Here is a 19,151-nt window from a genome sequence, read left to right as displayed (position 1 = left end):
CCACAACAAGACCAACGCCGCCCCGAGGCGGCCCACCGCAGTACCAGGAGTCGTTGCCATGCCCGTGCACCTCGTCCGCTACCAACACCAGAACACCGTCCGCTGGGGCGTGCTCCGCCAGGGGCGCATCACGCCGATTGCGGGCGAATACGCAACCACTGGCGAGCTGATCCAGCACACCAGTGCCGGGGAACTGGAGACGCTGCAAGGTGACGAGATGGCGCTGGAGGCGGTAACGCTGCTCAGCCCGGTGACGCGCAACCAGCAGTTCGTCTGCCAGGGCGCGAACTACCGGCAGCACATGCTCGAGTCCGGCATGGACCCGGACGCCAAGCACTTCAACATGATCTTCACCAAGGCGCAGAGCTGCATCGTCGCCGCCGACAGTGACCTGATCAAACCGCGCCAGGTGCGCTTTCTCGACTACGAGATCGAACTGGGCCTGGTGCTGCGCCGCGCAATCACCGGCAAGGTCGCGGTGAACGAAGCCAACCTGCACGAGTTCATCGCCGGCGTGGTGATCGTCAACGATTACTCCGCGCGGGATATCCAGATTCCGCAGATGCAGTTTTACAAGGGCAAGAGCTTCCGTACTTTCGGCCCGGTCGGCCCGTACCTGTGCCTGTTGCGCCGCGAGGACATGCACTACGTCAGGCAGTTGCAGCTGCGCCTGACGGTCAACGGCGAGGTGCGCCAGAGCGACAGTACCGCCAACCTGGTGCACGGCCCGGCGGCAACCCTCAGCGAACTCTCCGGCGTGCAGGATTTCGCCGTCGGCGACCTGATCGCCACCGGCACGCCCGCTGGCTGCGCGCTGTCGATCCCGTCGCCGGCCAAGCAGCGCATCGCCGCGCTGCTGCCCGAGCAGATCAAGTGGAAGGCCTTCCTCAAGGCTCAGGCGGCCCGCCGCCAATACCTCAAGGCTGGCGACGTGGTCGAGGCAAGCATCCGCAGCGCCGATGGCGCCATCGACCTCGGCACGCAGCGCAACCGCGTCGTGGAGCAAGCCTGATGGGCGTGCGCAGCCTCGCCGACATTCATGCCCTGGAAGCCACGCCACTGGCCGCACGCGACCTGCCCGAGAACACCTACGAGGCACTGCGCCGCGGTGCCGCGCAGCACCGCGACGCCACGGCGCTGAGCTTCTTCCTCGATGCCGGCGACTTCACCCGCACCCATGACTGGAGCTATCGCGAGCTGTTCGCCGACATCACCCGGGCGGCGAACGCTTTCCAGCAACTGGGCGTCGGGCCGCAGGAAGTTGTCGGCTTCGTCTTGCCGAACCTGCCGGAGACCCATTTCACCATCTGGGGTGGCGAGGCCGCCGGGATCGTCATGGCGATCAACCCGCTGCTGGACGCCGCGCAGATGGCCGAGTTGCTGCGGGCTGCGAAAGTGAAGGTGCTGGTGACCCTGGCGCCGACCCCGGGCAGTGACCTGTGGCCCAGGCTCGCCACACAGCTGCACGCGCTGCCCGACCTGCGGCAGATCGTCTGGGTCAGCATGGCGCCCTATGTCAGTCTGCCCAAAGCGCTGCTGTTGCGCTGGCTGGCGCGGCGCGAGAAGACCCGCCACCCGCGCCTGCCGATCCACGATCTGCGTACGCTGATGAAGCGCCAGAACGCCGAGCGCCTGGACAGTGGCCGCTGCATCCAGGCCGGCGAGCGCTCCTCGTACTTCTGCACCGGCGGCACCACCGGCCTGCCGAAGATCGCCGCGCGCACCCACGGCTCGGAGGTATTCAACGCCTGGGCCATGGCCGCCAACATGCAACCGCGCGATGCCGGCCAGACCATCTTCTGCGGCCTGCCGCTGTTCCACGTCAACGGCCAACTGGTGACCGGGCTGATGCCCTGGACCCACGGCGACCGGGTCATCCTCGGCACACCCCAGGGCTATCGCGGCGACGGCGTGGTGGCGAAGTTCTGGGCGCTGGTCGAGCACTTCGGCATCAACTTCTTTTCCGGCGTGCCGACCGTTTACGCCGCCCTGCTCCGCCAGCACCCCGAACGCCACGACCTGTCGAGCCTGCAGTACGCCCTGTGCGGCGCAGCACCGCTGCCCCAGGAGCTGTTCCGCGACTTCGAACGGCAGACCGGCGTGCGCCTGCTCGAAGGCTATGGCCTGACCGAAGCGGCCTGCGTGTCATCCAGCAACCCGCCCGAAGGCGAAAGGCGCATCGGCTCGATTGGCCTGCGCCTGGCCTACCAGGCCATGCGCGCGGTGATCCTCGACGCCGAGGGCCGCTACGAGCGCGACGCCGGCACCGACGAGGTCGGCGTCATCGCAGTGCACGGCCCCAATCTGTTCGACGGCTACCTGGAGCCGCAGCACAACCAGGGCATCTGGCTGCAGATCGACGGCCAACGCTGGCTCAACACCGGCGACCTGGGGCGCCAGGATGGCGACGGCTACTTCTGGCTCACCGGGCGCAAGAAGGAACTGATCATCCGCGGCGGCCACAACATCGACCCGAAGATCATCGAGGAGGCGCTCCAGGCACACCCGGCGATTGCCCTGGTGGCGGCGGTCGGCAGCCCCGACGCGCACGCCGGCGAACTGCCGGTGGCCTACGTGCAACTGCATCCCGGCCAGGCCTGCGACGCCACTGCGCTGCTGAGCTTCGCCCACCAGCACATCAGCGAGCGCGCCGCCGTGCCCAAGCGCATCGAAGTCCTCGACGCCCTGCCGCTGACGGCAGTGGGCAAGATCTTCAAACCGGCCCTGCAGCAGCGTGAGATCGCCCGTGTGATCCGCGAGGAAGCCCTGGCCCTGGGCCTGCCGGAGCCGGCCGTGGAAGTCGTCCAGGACGCCCGCCGCGGCCTGGTCGCGCGGATCGCCGGCAGCGCGGATCGCTCACCATTGGCCCGCGCCCTTGGCCGCTACAGCTTCCAGACCGACTGGTCGGGCTGAGTGACCCACCCCCTCCCCGCCTTGCGCGCACGTTGCCCATAACAGGAGCGGCTGAGCGTGCTCGCCCTCGCCATCGCTGCGACCAAAGCCCAGCAGCCACCTGGCAGCGCAACGACGACTGGAGCCTGACCAGCAACACCACCCTGCCGCTGTGCACCAACTGGCCCCTGCAGAACGCCGGCAAGGGTAACTGACCACGGCCGACGCCAACAGCATCGGCAATTCCGGCCACGGCGACGGCCTCGGTGCCGAGGAAAATCAGGGACGCACTACAACGCATCGCGCAGACGCACTATTACCCGCCATCGGTCCACGGCGAATGATCGTTCCTGAAGCAGAACTCCAGGAGATTCGCCATGAACCACAGTCCGCTGCACGCCAGCGCGCACTCGCCCCTTCGCCTCAAACGCCTCGCCATTGCCGTGGCGCTGGCGTCCCTCGGGGCCTGCTTTCCCCTCGCCGGCATCGCTGACAACCTGCCCCAGGGCGGTACGGTCATCGGTGGCCAGGCCACCATCTCCAGCCAGGGCAAGGGCATGGACGTCAACACGTCCAGCCCTCGCACCGCCATCGACTGGAAGAGCTTCAACGTCGGCCCGGATCACCGCATCACCTTCAACCAGCCGGATGGAAAATCGGTGACGCTGAACCGGGTGACCGGCACCGATCCGTCGAAGATCTACGGGGCAGTCACCTCCAATGGCCAACTGATCCTGGTCAACCCCAATGGCCTGATGATCGGACCCAATGCGCACCTTTCCTCCAGCGCCCTGGTGGCCAGCGCCGGCTTCCTCACCGACGAGCAGGCCAGACTGTTCGCCCAGACCGGCAAGCTGGATGTCCAGCTGACCGGCAACGTCACCCACCAGGGCCGGATCACCGTCCACGACAACGGCATGGTCGCCCTGCTCGGTGCCCAGGTGAACAACGCCGGTGTCATCCAGGCGAAGAAGGGTTTCGTGCAGTTGGCCACCGGGCCCAGGGCCACGCTGGACTTCCACGGTGACGGCCTGCTGAGCATTGGCATCAATGGCGAGCCCGGCGAGGCTTCCAGCGTCAACGGCGACGTCAGTGGTGGCGTCACTCACAGCGGCGAGATCGACGTCGGCAACGGCGTCGTCGCCATGAGCGCCGCCCGCGCAGCAAAGCACCTCGACTCGGTGATCAACGTCTCGGGCAGCGTCGCCGCCAATTCAGTCAGCAGTGACGGCGGCACCATCGTCCTCGGCAATGCGGCGCGAACCCAGGTCAGCGGCTCACTCAGTGCCAAGGGCGCCAGCGGCGGCACAGTGAAAGTGCTGGGTGATGAAGTGAATGTCGCCGGCACGGCGCGGATCGACGCCTCGGGCACCCGCGGTGCCGGCGGCAAGGTGCTGGTCGGCGGCAGCTTCCAGGGCAAGGGCAGCGAACAGCGCGCCCGCAGCACCAGCGTTGCCAAGGGCGCCGAGCTGCGTGCCGATGGCCAGACCCAGGGCGGGCAGGTAGTGGTCTGGAGCGATGGCCAGACCCACTTCGCCGGCCATGCCAGCGCCAGGGGCCAGCAGCAAGGCGGCGTGGTGGAAACCTCCGGCAGGCAGCTGCGGGTCACCAGCGACGCCACTGTCGATACCCGCGGCGCCGTCAAAGGCACCTGGCTGCTCGATCCGGAGACGGTCAATATCGTCAGCGACGCCCAGGCCGATGCCGCAACCGGCGTGAGCAGCGGCTCCGCCACCGGGCCGAGCACTGCCGACCTGTGGAACGTCGCTGCCAGCGCCATCGTCAACGGCCTCGCCAACGGCAATGTCGAGGTCTCGGCCAGCCAGCGCATCAACGTCAACAGCGCGATCGTGGCCACCAACATCGGTCAGGATGGCAACGGCCAGCCGGCCACCCTGGCGCTGATCGCCACCGGCAATCCGGTGCAGGGCAGATCCTACGAAGGCGCCGACCTGAGCAGCGACAGCGGCTCGGTGCATATCAACGCGCCGATCCTGCTCAAGGACGGCAACCTGTTCATCGCCGCCACCGGCGACATCCGCCTGAACAATGCCGGCGCGGATTACGGCCAGCGGGCAATCATCGATGTCGGCAACGGCATCGCCTGGCTGCGCACCTCCAACGTCGCCTCGATCATCCAGCAGGACGGCACCGCACTGATGGGCGGGCAGGTCGCCCTCGAGGGCGCCAGCGTGCGCATGGACAGCGACCTCAACTACGCCGGCAGGTTGGCCGGCAAGGCCAGCAATGGCGTGTTCCGCTTCAACCAGACCAATGCCAGCGGCACCACCACCACCGGCACCGTCACCGCGCCCTACTCCGGCGAAACCCTGACCGGCGTGACCGCCCAGCAACTGGTCTATCGCGGTTATCAGGACGTCGTGGCAGACCCATCCCAGACCTGGGGCGCGAATACCCGCCAGGTCACACTGCAAACCCAGGAAGGCTCGTCGTTCGACTACCTGGTGTTCGAAGCCACCGGCTATGTCACACCCGACGGCAAGGGCGGCTACCGGGAAATCGACCCGGCCGTGCTGCTGAACTACCTCGACAGCTCCGATTACCTGGTCAGCGGCCTGACCTTCAAGGACTCGGCGGGTATCACCTGGCGGATCACCCCGGACGCCAACCAGCCCACCCTCTCCAGCGTCATTCGTATCGATACCGATGGAAACCGCAGCAGCGCGTCACTGCCCGTGGGGTTCTCGTTCAGCGCCAACGGTGGCCTGCAGGTGGTGTCCACACTGCATGAGCACGGCTGGGGCGTGGAGTCGTATTCGGCGATCCAGGGCGCGAGCGACCAGAAGGAAATCCAGCACAACGCCCAGGATGGCAGAAGCCAGCAGCTCATCGTCGATCTCGGCACCAAGGTCGACTCCCTCGATGCGCTGATCTCGAACCTGATCAACGACACGCCCTGGCTGCAGAAAGCCGACACCAGCGGCCCCTCGCTCGCTCCCGGCGAACAGGCCCTGGAGCGCGGGCGGGTGCACTTCTACGAGACCGTCGACAAGACCGCCGAGCCGGGCGTGATCCTCAACCACGCCGCCCAGGCCACGGTCAGCGTCACCGCCGATGACCAGTCCCGCGAGTATGGCGAGGCCAATCCGACGCTTACCCAGACCACTGCCCGTGACAGCAGCGCCCAGGCCGTCAGGGGTGTCGACGATTACGTGAACCAGCAACTGGGACGCAGCGGCATCCAGGCCGGCGCACCGAGTACCACCGCCACGGCAACCAGCGATGTAAAACCTGGCGGTTACGACATCACCAACCAGATCAGCGCGGATGAGCGCTCCCAGGGGCGCTATCGCATCGAGGACAACCAGGGCACGCTGACGGTCCGGCAGGCGGAACTGAAGGTCAAGGCCGACGAGCACTCGAAGGTCTATGGCGACCACGACCCGGCCCTGACCTACCAGGTCAGCGGCCAGAAGCTCGGCGAAGACGCCGCCAACCTGGTCGCCGGCAACCTCGCCCGCAGCGCCGGCGAAAATGTCGGCGACTACGGCATCCACCAGGGCGCAGTCGCCAGCCTTTCGGGGAACTACCGTCTCAGCTACGAAGGCAATCTGCTGCACATCACTCCGGCCCAGCTGGAGGTCACTGCCCAGGACCAGACCCGGGTTTACGGCGACCGTGATCCCGCTCTCGCCTTCTCAGTCATCGGGCTGAAGAACGGCGACAAGGCAGACGCTGTACTCAACGGCGGCGACCTGCAACGGGAGTCCGGGGAGAACGTCCGCCCGCAGGGTTACGCCATCGGCCAGGGCAGTCTGGCGCTGTCCAGTGCGAACTACACGCTGCTGTTCAAGGACGGCACCCTGCAGATCACTCCGGCCCGGCTGGTGGTGAGTGCGGACGACAAGTCGAAGGTGCAGGGGCAGGCCGACCCGCAGCTGACCCATCAGGTCAGCGGCCTGAAGAATGGCGACAGTGCCGATATCGCCCGGGGCAGTTTGAGCCGAGCCCCCGGCGAGGAAACCGGCAGCTATGCCATCGGCCAGGGCACGCCATTCAACGCAGGCAGCAACTACACCGTGGTTTTCCGCGACGGCACCCTGACCATCAGCGGCCCGCTGGCTCCACTGGAGCCGTTGAATCCGGTGGTGCCGGGCAGCACACCGACTGCCCTGCCGGTTACCGCGCAGTCGCCCGGCAACACCCGCTGCGACGCGCTGGAATCGCCCAGCGCCGTCTCCGCCAACTACACCGTCTCGCCCGCCGTCGCACGCACCTATTCCGTCCAGCTGATCTGCAAGCCGCGTTCCTACGGCAACCAACAGAGCACCACGGCGGACCTGCGCGACGTCCTCACCTACGCCAACAGCCTGTTCAAGGACGGCAAGCTGATCGTTCCCGACTGGAACCGCAGCGTGATCCCGCATGACCTGCCGGCACCCGGCAAGGGAGGTAAATGATCATGAAATCGCATCCCTCTTCTCTCAGCCATCTGGCCGTAGCGGTGGTCTCGGCCTTCCTGCTGGCCGCTCAGGTGCAAGCTGCCCCCCTGGGGCAACTCAACCCCGGTCGGGTGGAGATGCCGGACAAGGCTGGTGCGCGCACCTTGCCCACCGAGATGCCCGGCACCCTCGAGTTGCCTGATAGCGTGGTCACGCCCGAACCCACACCGCCGGAGCTGGAAGCCTTGCCCAGTACGCGCTTCCCGGTGGGCAGAGTGACCCTGGTCGGTGCCAGCAGTTACCCACCCGGCACCTTCGACGCAGTGCTCAAACGCCTGGAAGGCCACACGGTCAACCTGGCCGAGGTGCATGCCGTTGCCGACACCATCACCGCTCGCTATCGCCAGGCCGGCTTCCTGCTGGCCAGGACCATTGTGCCGGCGCAACGGCTGGAGGGAGGCAACCTGGTGCTCCAGGTCTTCGAAGGCAAGGTCAATCAGGTCAGCTTCACCGGCCCCAGCAACAAGGCACTGGAGCGCTACGCGGACAACATCCGCCAGGAAACCCCGCCGACCAGCAAGACCATCGAACGCAACCTGCTGCTGATGAACGACGTATCCGGCAACGACAGCCGCGGCACCCTGCAGGCATCGCCGGTGGAAAGCGGTACTGATCTGCTGGTCGAGAACGCCTTGCGCAAGTACGAAGGTTTCTTTGGCTTCGACAACCGCGACAGCCGCTACTTCGGCCCCTGGCAGGTGTATGGCGGGGTCGGCGTGAACGACCTCAGCGGCCATGGAGACCACCTTGGCATCCGCGCCGGCAAGTCGGTCGAAGGCAACAAGATGACCTTCTTCGAAGGGCAGTACGAAGTGCCAGTCGGCAGCCAAGGGGACGTCGTCAGCTTCCTCGCCCAGCACAACGACGGCCACGCCGACACCTACTCCTTCCTCAACGCCAACAGCTCGGGGGACACCTTCGCCGTACGCATCACCCGTCCCTGGATTCGCCAGCGCGACGAGACACTCAAGACCTCCGCCGCCTTCACCTACTACAACGGTACCTCCGAGTACCTGGACGACAAGAAGTTGCCGCCCTCGAGCGAGGACCGAATCCGCGCTGTTCGCCTGGGCGCCAGCTACGACTGGTTCGACGCCTACGGCGGCAAGAACCTGGTAAAAGCCGAGATCAGCAAAGGCCTGGCCATCATGGGGGCGAGCAACGAGAGTCGCCCCAACCCCTCGCGCGCAGGCGGCCAGACCGACTTCAGCAAGCTGCAGATGGACGCACAGCGCCTGCAGGACCTGTCGAAGCTGATGGATGGGCTCAACCTGTACCTCGCCGCCACGGCACAGACATCGTTCGGCCAGGCACTGCTCAGCCCCGAGCAGTTCGGCGTGGGCGGCAGCGAGTTCGGCCGCGGCTACGACCCGTCGGAGATTACCGGCGATAGCGGCTTCGCACTGAAGACCGAGCTGCAGTACAACCGCATCCATACCTTCAAGAGCTATGCCGTGCCGACGCAGTACTACGCGTTCTGGGATTTCGGCAAGGTCTGGAGCGAAGACCCCAGCTGGGTGAGCAGGGAAAGCCTCTCCTCCACCGGCATTGGCGCGCACCTGAACATCTTCAAGGACACCTATGTTTCGCCGGAAGTCGCCTTCCCGCTCACCCGCTCCGTTTCGGCGAAAGAGCTCGATGACGACAATGGGAAAGCGCCAAGGCTCTACATCAATTTCCTCAAGCTGTTCTGACCCCGCAGCTGGGGCCTCGCGGCCCCAGCATCGCCTGTTCTTCGAGCGATTCCGGCCGGTGCTGAGCAGGCTGCTTCCGGGTTCGCCTTATGCTGACTCCAGGCTGTCGCCGGGCCGGTGCCGCCCAGGCAACTGAAATCGGTCACCCTGAGTTGGCAGCTGCCCCGTAAGAAGCGCCTGCCAAGGTTCGCTCTTGCGGGCTGGAGGCGTCCATCAACGCGATGGCCGCGCAGGATAGTGGCTACCCTGCGCTGATCGATTCAACTCGATTGCGCCCACCTTTTTTGGCCTGATACAGACACTGATCTGCCCGCTTGAGTATTGCCTCTGCCGACTCACCTTCACTGCCGCAACTCGCCACTCCAATGGACACGGTGACGTGACCGATCGGTGGAATCTCACGAGCAGCGATTGTTTCGCGAATGCGCTCGGCAATCGCTTGCGCCGTCGCCAACGACGCGTCCGGCAAGATCAGGGTGAACTCCTCCCCACCAGCCCGGCATGCCAGGTCACCAGCGCGGGTGTATTCCTGGAGCACTACCGCTACCTGTTGCAGCGCTACGTCTCCCGCATCATGGCCATAGGTGTCGTTGACACGCTTGAAGTAGTCGATATCCAGCGCCAGCACCGAGAATTCCTGGCCTGTTTGCTCCAGCAACTGAAGGAGCTCGCCCATGGCACGGCGATTGGCAAGACCGGTCAGGCAGTCACTTTGCGCCTCATGGCTCAGCCGTCCCAGTTTCTGCTGCAGCAACTGCACGCCAGCCAGCATGGCCTGGCGAATCGCCGAAGCATCGGGGTACCAGGCATTCACCGCCTTTAACCGCTCCGCTGTCTGCGACGCCGACAATTGCTCGGCGATCGACGCGAGCTCATGCAGCGGACGGGCAATCAGCGCAGTACCGTACCAGACCAGGATCAGCCCGACGAGTCCAGCCGGAACCATCTCCAGGATCATGTCGCGCATCAGCCGCCCGAGCGGTGCCAGCGCGATCTCACGGGGTTGCTGAGCGACTACCGCCCAGTTGGCGCTTTCCACGTAGGCGTACCCGGCGAGCATCGGGATCCCCAGGTAGTTCGGTACTTCCATCGACCCGCTCGCACCTCGCAACGCAGCATCGACGGTCTTGCTCCAGCCGAGTTTTTCGCCGATGCGATTCTGCTCCGGGTAGAATAGCAGACGACGGTTTCCGTCGGCAACGAAAGCAAAAGTCCCTTCATGGTGGAAATGACTGCTGATCACGGTATGCAGCGCACTCTGCTTGCGCAGATAGACAGACCCGCCAACGGTTCCGAGGAAGTTTCCGGAGGAATCGAAGATCGGCTGCGAGATGAACACCACCAGGTTGCCGGCCACGGAAACATAGGCTGGGCTGATTTGCGGGCGACGAGTCTGCAGCGCTTGCTGGATACTTTCCGAGCGCAGCGTGGTGCCAATGATCTGCAATGCATCCGGATAGGCCTGCAAGACCTTGCCGTCAGCATCGACAATGGCGATGGAGTTGAAGTCGATGTCCTGCGTCTGCAAGCGCACCGCTTCGTCTCGCAGGCGTGAAGCATCGCCCCAATGCTTGCTCAGCTCGCCAGCGCTGAAGCGCAGGTGGCTTTGAGTCGAACGCAGGAACTCACTGATGCTCGAAGCGACCTTTGATGCATAGGCGCTGTTGGCCGCCAGTGCATGCTCGATCAGCGCATCACGCTGGACTCTGTATGCCATCGTCAGACTATTGGCCAGCGTGGCCAGAACTGACAGCAGGACCAGCCCGAGAATCAGCCAACGCAGATCCAGTGGCCAGGCAGTTTTCTGCTTCATGCGAATCACCTTGCTCCAACGCATCGACAAGCGCCCCGACGTCGCCACGAGCCTCGTGCTTACCGGGCCGGAGCGTCCCGGAACCAGGAGGACACGAGTTCAGTGAATCAGCCTCCGCCGCACGACAAAAAGCTACCGACAAAGGCATTCTCTTCGTATGTCGTGAAGCAAGGGATATGAAAAGCAGTCGGACTTTGTAGGAAAGTGATTACACGAAGATCAGCATGGCTGACTCTCACGCCCCGCAGCTTGGCCCGCGGCAAGCGTTGGCAAGCTCGCCATGGCTCGGTAGTTGCCTCGCAGGAACGGCAGCAAGCGGCCATTAGCGGACATTGAGCAGCCCTGCCCGATTCAGCCCAAGGCCCCACGCTTTTCCACGAGGAAGTCGATCAGCGCCCGAACCTTGGCCGGCATCTGGGCGCGCGTTGGGGCATAAAGGTAGAAGCCGGGGAAGGACTGGCACCAGGGCTGCAACACGCGCACCAGTTCTCCGGATGCGAGTTGCTTGCGGACGCAGACGTCCAGGTACTTGATCAGCCCGACGCCCTGGACGGCGGCCTTGAGCATGCTCTCGTCGTCGTTGAAGACGACGCTGCCCCTTGGCTCGAACACCTGAGTGATTGTCTCATCCTCCGGCGACGTGAAAGCCCAGCGATCCAGCGTCCCACTGCTGGTGAAGCGGTAGGCGAGGCAATTGTGCTGGACCAGATCGGCCGGTGTCTGCGGGATGCCATGGCGCTTGAAATACGCCGGTGATCCGACGATCGCCATCTCGATTCGCGGTGTGATCGGCACGGCCACCATGTGCTCGTCCAGGCTCTCGCCCAGCCGAATCCCGACATCGGCTCCGTCGGCAATGATGTTGGCGAAGCCATCGTTGAGCACTAGTTCCAGCCGCAATCCGGGATAGCGGGAAAGGAATTCCCCCAGGTGAGGCTCCAGCAGTGTTCGTGCGGCGATGCGAGAGGAGTTGACTCGAATCAGACCCGTTGGCGCAGACGTCACCTCACTGAGCTCGGCAACGGCTGTGTCGATCATCTTCAACACGGGCGCTACCGCCTCGAACAGGCGCCGCCCCTCCTCAGTCAGCGACATGTCCCGTGTCGTGCGATGCAACAACCGGACGTTGAGCTGCTGCTCAAGGCCTTTGAGGTGCTGTGAGAGTGCCGCCCGGGAAATTTCCATCTCCGTCGCGGCCTTGGTGAAACTGCGATGGCGGGCGATGTGGACAAACCAGGCCAGGCCGGGAAGCAGCGCAGGATTGATCGACATATTGTTTAGCCTTGCTTACGAGTCATGTCGATTTTGGCACGTTTTTCCAAAACAAAACTGGGCCTAGCATGAATCCATCGAGCAACGCCTTGTTGCTCACTCCCAGGAGCCAGGCTCATGCAACACATCCGCATTCAAACCCTCGATGGTCATGGCATCACACTCGCCGCTGATCTCCATCTGCCTGCCGGTTTCGACCAGAACAAACAGTACCCCACCATCGTCGTTGCCCACCCGGGCGGTGGCGTCAAGGAACAGGCTTCCGGCCTGTATGCCCGCAAGCTGGCCGAACAGGGCTTCCTGGCAATCGCCTTCGATGCGTCCTTCCAGGGTGAAAGCACCGGCTTGCCGCGCCAGCTGGAGAACCCCTACATCCGTACCGAAGACATCAGCGCCGTAATCGACTACCTGACGACCCTTTCGTATGTCGACGTCAACCGAATCGGCGCGATGGGCATCTGCGCAGGCGCCGGCTACACCGCCAATGCCGCAATCAATGACCGCCGCATCAAGGCAGTCGGTACGGTCAGCGCCGTAAACATCGGCCAGATGTTCCGCAACGGCTGGGAGAACACCGTCAAGGACGCCGAGGCCCTGCCGTACATCGAGCACGGCTCCCAGGCCCGCACCCAGGATGCACAAGGCAAGGAGCTGGCCACCCTGCCCCTGGCTCCGATGCGCGAAGAAGATGCCCCCAACGAAGAACTGCGCGAAGCCTGGGAGTACTACCACACCCCACGCTGCGAACACCCCAATGCACCGGGCTTCATGACTGCCCGCAGCCTGCCGCAGATCATCACCTACGACGCCTACCACAAGGCCGAAGCCTTCCTGACTCAACCTTTGCAGATCGTCGCGGGCACCCAGGCCGGCAGCAAATGGATGAGTGATGACCTGCTCGCCCGTGCGGCCTCCGGCGACAAGCACCTGCACCTGATCGAGGGCGCCAACCACATGTCGCTCTATGACAAGCAACCCTATGTCGACGAAGCCGTGTCGGTGTTGGCCGGGTTCTTCCAGAGCCGCCTGTAAGCCCTTCATCTACTCGGAGCAAGCAGCATGACCACCATCCAGCACGTCACCTACCGCAACCTGGGCTGGGACTCGGCCGCCGACCTGTACCTGCCGCCGGGCTTCGATGAGAGCAGGAAATACCCCGCGATTGTCAGCACCCATCCCATTGGCAGCTGCAAGGAGCAGACATCAGGCAACATCTACGGCCAGCAACTGGCCGAACAGGGCTTCGTGGTGCTCGCCTTCGATGCCAGCTTCCAGGGCGCCAGCGGTGGAGAACCGCGCTTCATCGAAGACCCGGCCATCCGAGTTTCCGACATCCGCTTCGCTATCGACTTTCTGGTCGCCCAGCCCTATGTGGATGCGCAACGCATTGGCGCCATCGGCATCTGCGGTGGCGGTGCCTACACCATCAACGCAGCGATCACTGATCACCGCATCAAAGCCCTCGCCTCGATTACCGGCGTCAACTTTGGACGGCTGATCCGCGAAGGTTTCAGCCAGTTCGATCCGCTCGGCGCCCTGAAAGCGATGGCCGCCCAGCGCACCGCCGAAGCCCAGGGCGCGGCACGCCATGTGATCAACTACCTGCCGGAGTCGGTGGAAGCCGGGAAACAGGCCGGCCTGACGGACATCGACGTACTGGAGGCCACCGAGTACTACAAATCCGCACGCGGCCAGCAACCCAATGGTGCCACCAGTGGCCTGTTCTCCTTCAACAGTGCAGCGATGGCCTGGGATGCATTCGCCCATGCCGAAACGCTGCTGACCCAACCGCTGCTGGTGGTGATCGGCGACAAGCCCGGCGCCTTTGGCGCCTACCGCGACGGCTGGGAGATTTATGGCCGGGCGGCGTCCGCAGCCAAGCAGATTTTCGTCGCCGAAGGCTGGTCGCACTACGACCTCTACGACAAGCCGGAGCCGGTGGCCCTGGCCATGGCTCAGGTCGCGCCCTTCTTCAAGGAATACCTGTAGCCCGCACAAATCGCAGACACGGAGCGCCTCATGAAAAATGTACTCATCCTCGGCGCCACTGGGCAGATCGCCTCGTGGGTCGTACGAGGGCTTGGGCAACTGAGCGGAGTGCAGCAGACCTTACTGCTGCGCGACCCCAGGAAGCTTTCCGGAGCGGAGCCTGATAATGCTCGAGTGGTTATCGGCAACGTTCTGGATCAGGAACTGCTGCGCGAGGTCATGGATGGCCAGGACATCGTCTACGCGAACCTCAGCGGCGACGATCTGGAAGAGCAGGCACGCAGCGTGATCGATGCCATGCAGACCAGTAAGGTCAAGCGCCTGATCTTTGTCCTTTCACTGGGCATCTACGACGAAATCCCCGGCAAGTTTGGCCAGTGGAATCACGAAGTCATCGGCGAGCCGCTCAAGTACTACCGGCGCGCCGCCGATGCCATCGAAGCCTCAGGGCTGGATTTCACCATCCTGCGCCCAGCGTGGCTGACCGACGAGGACGAAGTGGACTACGAAACCACCGGCAAGGGTGAGCCATTCAAGGGCACGGTGGTGTCGCGCAGGAGCGTGGGTGACCTGATCATTCATCTGATCCGAAACCCCGGCCTGCATATTGGCGCGAATCTGGGCGTGAATAAACCCGGGAGCGATGGCGACAAGCCCTACTTCATGTAGTCCCTGACGGGAGCGTTCCCGCCAGCCAAGTGGTGGGGACGACATGGAGCCCGGATGGCGTCCTACCTGAACGTCCGATTTGGGTCGGTAGCTGCCTCTCACCAGCGGCGAAATCGGCCAGGACCGGACGCTCGCCAGCCAGCAGTTTTCAAGCATTGCAACATCCCGTATATTTGATAACGATTGTCGTTTGCAAATTGTTCTTAGGGGATTGCAATGCAGGGAGATTCGTCGCTGCAGGCGGTAGGGATGCTTTACCGCGACCATCACGGCTGGCTTCGTGGCTGGCTGCGCAAACGCCTCAACGACTCTGCCGATGCGGCCGATCTGGCGCAGGACACCTTCGTGCGCGTCCTCATGGCGAAGAGCGCCGGGAGCATTCGCGAACCCAGGCACTACCTGCAAACCATCGCCCGCGGACTGGTGATCGACCTGTACCGGCGGCGCTCACTGGAGCGCGCCTATCTGGACGCGCTCGCCCTGCTTCCCGAGGCTGTCCAGCCGTCCCTCGAAGAGCAGGCCCTGCTCCTCGAGGCGCTGACAGAGATCGACCGGATGCTGGATGGCCTCGGGCAGAAGACCCGGCAGGCCTTCATCCTGTCCCAGCTCGAAGGGCTGACCTACAGCCAGATTGCCGAGCGGCTGGGTATCTCGATCCGCACCGTCAACAAGTACATGGCCAAGGCCATGGAGCACTGCTGCCTGGCCATGGCGGGCATCTCGTGAACGATGTCCTCAAGCCGAGTGAACGCGAGGCCATCAGCGAAGCGGCGCAATGGTATGCGCGGCTCGCCAATGAATCGCCTGCCGCCAGCGACCAGCAGGCCTGGCAGCGCTGGCTGGCGGCCGATCCGATCAATCAGCGCGCCTGGCAGCGTATCGAATCGGTGAACCTGCAGATGGCCCGGGTACCGGGTCGGCTGGCTGCGGCAACCCTGGCCTCGGCCGGAGAATCTCGACGCCAGGTACTGCGTAGCGTCGTGGTGCTGGCCTCGCTGGGCGGACTGGCCACCCTGGGTTGGCGCAGCGATGCACGCCAACGCCTCACTGCCGGTTACAGGACTGCCGTGGGCGAGCGCCGTAGCTTCACCCTGGCCGACGGCAGCCAGTTGCTGCTCAACACCGACAGCGCGGTGGATGTGCGTTTCGACGCGAACCAGCGCCTGATCATTCTGCGTGCCGGGGAGGTACTGGTAAGCACCGCCAGCGATGCGCTCGGCAGGCCATTCCGCGTACAGAGCCCCGATGCCAGCGTGCACGCACTGGGGACTCGCTTCACTGTGCGCAGCTGGACTGGCGGCACCGAGGTAGCGGTACTGGAGAAAGCCGTCGAAGTGAGCGTGCCGGGCCAGCGCACGGCCCTGCGCCTGGAGGCGGGCCAATACGCCCGCATCGCCTCTGGAATCATCGGCCCCGCGCGAGCCAACGATGCCTCTGTGGGCGCCTGGGAACAGGGCAGCCTGATCGCGATTGACCGCCCACTCGGCGAGTTGCTGGAGGAGCTCGGTCGTTACCGCCATGGCTGGCTGAGGTGCGATCCACGCATCAGCGGCCTGCGCATTTCCGGGGCCTTCCCACTGGATGACACGGACCTTGCGCTGCGAGCCCTGGAGCGCAGCTTCGCGGTCACGGCGGTGTATCGAACAGGGTATTGGGTGACTGTGATTCCGCGCAGCTGACGCCTTGCGGATGCCGCCGAAAAAAAATTCTGACCACCGTGCACTTTCTTCGTCCCTGGTTCGGCTTTCCCGGCATCAGTGACCCACTTGGTCACCATTACCGGGGAGAGACCATGCTGTATCCGTTCGTTCGCCATCGGCTCGCCATCCATGTGCAGGCCGCCCTCTTCAGCGTCGCCGTCGTCGGTGTACCTGCCGTACAGGCCGCAGAGTCGGTACCGTCCGGCGCGGTGCAAAGCATCCGTCAGTACGACATCGCCGCCGGCTCGCTGACCGAAGTGCTCAGCCGCTTTGCCAGCGAGGCAGGGGTTGCGCTCTCGTTCGATGCCAGCAAGACCGCCAACCGCCAGTCGAGTGGCCTGCACGGCAGCTATTCGAGGGAGGCCGGCTTCGCCGCCCTCCTCTCCGGCACCGGCCTGCGTGCGATCGACCAGGGTGGCAGCTACGTGCTGGAGGAAATCCCGGCGGCCCTGGAAATGAGCGATACGGTCGTTACCGGCCAGGGGCTGGGGCCAACGACGGAGGGCTCCGGCTCGTACACCTCCAACGAAGCCACCATCGGCAAATCGACCCAGCGCCTGAAGGACATCCCGCAGTCGGTTACCGTCATCACACGCAAGGCGATGGACGACCAGCGTCTCGACACTCTGGACCAGGTGCTGGAGAAGACCACCGGCATCACCACCTACCAGAGCCCATCCGGCGGCAAGTACATCTACTCGCGCGGCTTCGAGGTGGAAACCATCCAGTACGATGGCGTCCCGCTCGACCGCCGCTACTACGCCATCGGCAGCAGCTTCACCTCCGACACGCTGCTGTACGACCGCGTGGAAGTGCTGCGTGGCGCCAACGGCCTGCTGCAGGGCAGCGGCAACCCCGGCGCGGCGATCAACCTCGTGCGCAAGCGCCCGAAGGCCGAGCCCTCGCTCTCGCTCACCGCCAGCGCCGGCTCCTGGGACACCTACCGGCAGACACTCGATGGCAGCGCTCCGCTCACTGCCGACGGCAGGCTGCGCGGGCGCGTGGTCGCCGCCCACGAGGATCGGGATTACTTCTACGACACGGCGGATAGCCGCAAGAACGTGCTCTACGGGATTCTCGAGTACGACCTGACCGACGACACCCGGGTAGCCGCGGGCGCCAGTGTCGAGGACCTGCACTCGACACCGTCCTTCGGCGGCCTGCCGCGCAACAAGGATGGCAGCGCGGTGCAAGCGGGCCGCTCCACCTTCACCGGCGCGGACTGGAACAAGTGGAACAACAAGCAGACCACCTGGTTCGCCGACGTCACCCATGACTTCAACGAAGACTGGCGCCTGAATGCCTCGGGCAGCTACATCCGCGAGACCAACGACATCCTCTACAGCTTCGGCCGCGGTGCGGTCGACCCCGCCACCGGCGACGGCATGCAGTCGCGCGCCTACCTCTACGACTTCGAGAACGTCAACAAGGGCGCCGACATCAACCTCGCCGGCAAGTGGCGCGCCTTCGACCTGGAACACCAGGTAGTGGTCGGCGCCAACGCCAGCGACCTGAAGACCGACGATGTGCAGGGAGGTCTGCTCAATCTCGGGCCGATCAACATCTACGACCCGGTCTCCCCGCGCAAACCGACCGAAGAAGAGATGCTGAGCACGACCTACGCCGGCGCCTCCGAAGGCAGGATCCGCCAGAACGGGCTCTACGGTGTCGTGCGCTACAAGCTGGCCGAGCCGCTGACCCTGGTCGTCGGCGGGCGAACCAGCAACTACCAGTACGACTATGAGCTGCGCCGCTTCACTACCTCGTCGCCCGCCCCCGCCCATTCGCGGGAGACCGGTGAGTTCACCCCCTATGGCGGCCTCATCTACGAGCTGAACAACCAGTGGTCGGTCTATGCCAGCTACACCGACATCTTCAAGCCGCAGACCGAGCTGACCCAGGACAGCGCCCCGCTCAAGCCCATCGAAGGCTCGAACTACGAGATCGGCCTGAAGGGCGAACTGATGGATGGCCGCGTGAACACCAGCTTCGCGATCTTCCGCGTGGACCAGGAGAACCGAGCGCAGTATGACTACGCCTCGGAGTGCGGGCAGAACGGCGAAGACAACTGCTACGTGGATGGCGGCAAGGTTCGCGCCGAAGGTTTCGATGCGGAGATCAGCGGCGAAGTACTCAAGGGCCTGCAACTGTTCGCCGGCTATACCTACACCTCGACCAAGTTCCTCAACGATCCGGGCGACGGCACCTCATCATCCGGCTCCACTTTCAACAGCTACACGCCGCGCCACCTGCTGCGATTCTGGGGTGACTACAACCTGCCCGGTGAACTGAGCCAGTGGACCGCAGGCGCGGGCGCCAGCATCCAGAGCGAAAACTACAACAGCAACTTCGGAGGGACCGGCGGCGTCGGCGATATCAAGCAGTCCGGCTATGCCATCTGGAACGCCCGCCTGGCCTACCAGATCAACAAGAACTTCAGCGTCGCACTGAACGGCAACAACCTGTTCGACAAGAAGTACTACTCCTCCATCGGCTGGTTGAACGCGAGCAACCAGTATGGCGACCCACGCAACTACACCGTCACCCTGAAGGCCGACTTCTGAGGTGAGTGGGTGGCGGCAGTCCCTCCTGACGACTCTGCTCAAGAGGATTGCCGCTCACCTGGCGCCCGGCACGATCAGATCGAACAACGCCGTAT

12 protein-coding genes are annotated in these 19,151 nt (G+C 64.4%); 10 read left to right on the top strand and 2 right to left on the bottom strand.

Annotated elements, in window-relative coordinates; translation table 11 throughout:
- Positions 1-58: 58 nt before the first annotated feature.
- The 4 genes from N5C91_RS21205 (at position 59) to N5C91_RS21190 (ending at position 9,049) form a co-directional block, all read left to right on the top strand.
- Positions 59-1,012 carry a fumarylacetoacetate hydrolase family protein gene (locus N5C91_RS21205; protein ID WP_279831802.1) on the top strand — a complete coding sequence of 318 codons (954 nt, stop codon included), beginning with the start codon at positions 59-61 and terminating at the stop codon, positions 1,010-1,012.
- Positions 1,012-2,913, top strand: coding sequence for an acyl-CoA synthetase (locus N5C91_RS21200; RefSeq protein WP_279831800.1), 1,902 nt, complete (start codon positions 1,012-1,014; stop codon positions 2,911-2,913). The genes N5C91_RS21205 and N5C91_RS21200 overlap by 1 nt, the downstream gene beginning before the upstream one ends.
- A 356-nt stretch (positions 2,914-3,269) precedes the next feature.
- A complete protein-coding gene (locus tag N5C91_RS21195) occupies positions 3,270-7,313 on the top strand; it encodes an MBG domain-containing protein (RefSeq protein ID WP_279831799.1) in 4,044 nt (1,347 codons plus the stop codon).
- 2 nt (positions 7,314-7,315) lie between these two features.
- Entirely contained in the window at positions 7,316-9,049 is a 1,734-nt protein-coding gene (locus N5C91_RS21190) for a ShlB/FhaC/HecB family hemolysin secretion/activation protein (protein ID WP_279831798.1), read from the top strand.
- A 241-nt stretch (positions 9,050-9,290) separates the two neighbouring features.
- Here the strand turns inward: N5C91_RS21190 and N5C91_RS21185 are convergent, their stop codons facing one another.
- Positions 9,291-10,862: a sensor domain-containing diguanylate cyclase gene (locus N5C91_RS21185; protein ID WP_279831796.1), complete on the bottom strand. Its 1,572-nt coding sequence runs from the start codon at positions 10,860-10,862 to the stop codon at positions 9,291-9,293.
- Between the two features lie 351 nt (positions 10,863-11,213).
- Positions 11,214-12,134, bottom strand: a complete 921-nt coding sequence (locus tag N5C91_RS21180; protein ID WP_279831794.1) for a LysR family transcriptional regulator — start codon at positions 12,132-12,134, stop codon at positions 11,214-11,216.
- 117 nt (positions 12,135-12,251) lie between these two features.
- On the opposite strand from N5C91_RS21180, the gene N5C91_RS21175 reads away from it, so the two are divergent.
- The 6 genes from N5C91_RS21175 (at position 12,252) to N5C91_RS21150 (ending at position 19,056) form a co-directional block, all read left to right on the top strand.
- Positions 12,252-13,166 (top strand): alpha/beta hydrolase, encoded by a 915-nt coding sequence (locus N5C91_RS21175; RefSeq protein ID WP_279831792.1) that lies wholly within the window; start codon positions 12,252-12,254, stop codon positions 13,164-13,166.
- A gap of 27 nt (positions 13,167-13,193) precedes the next feature.
- Entirely contained in the window at positions 13,194-14,123 is a 930-nt protein-coding gene (locus tag N5C91_RS21170; RefSeq protein WP_279831790.1) for an alpha/beta hydrolase, read from the top strand.
- Between the two features lie 30 nt (positions 14,124-14,153).
- Complete coding sequence (locus N5C91_RS21165) at positions 14,154-14,792, top strand: SDR family oxidoreductase (protein WP_236200901.1); 639 nt, start codon at positions 14,154-14,156, stop codon at positions 14,790-14,792.
- A gap of 216 nt (positions 14,793-15,008) precedes the next feature.
- Positions 15,009-15,518 (top strand): sigma-70 family RNA polymerase sigma factor, encoded by a 510-nt coding sequence (locus N5C91_RS21160; RefSeq protein ID WP_236170638.1) that lies wholly within the window; start codon positions 15,009-15,011, stop codon positions 15,516-15,518.
- On the top strand, positions 15,515-16,471 hold the full coding sequence (locus tag N5C91_RS21155; protein WP_279831786.1) for a FecR domain-containing protein: 957 nt from the start codon (positions 15,515-15,517) through the stop codon (positions 16,469-16,471). The genes N5C91_RS21160 and N5C91_RS21155 overlap by 4 nt, the downstream gene beginning before the upstream one ends.
- A gap of 113 nt (positions 16,472-16,584) precedes the next feature.
- Positions 16,585-19,056, top strand: coding sequence for a TonB-dependent siderophore receptor (locus N5C91_RS21150; protein ID WP_279831785.1), 2,472 nt, complete (start codon positions 16,585-16,587; stop codon positions 19,054-19,056).
- Positions 19,057-19,151 lie beyond the last annotated feature (95 nt).

It is taken from the genome of Pseudomonas sp. GD03903 (assembly GCF_029840045.1).
GTDB lineage: Bacteria > Pseudomonadota > Gammaproteobacteria > Pseudomonadales > Pseudomonadaceae > Pseudomonas > Pseudomonas pseudonitroreducens.
This window is presented reverse-complemented; position numbering and strand designations above follow the sequence as displayed.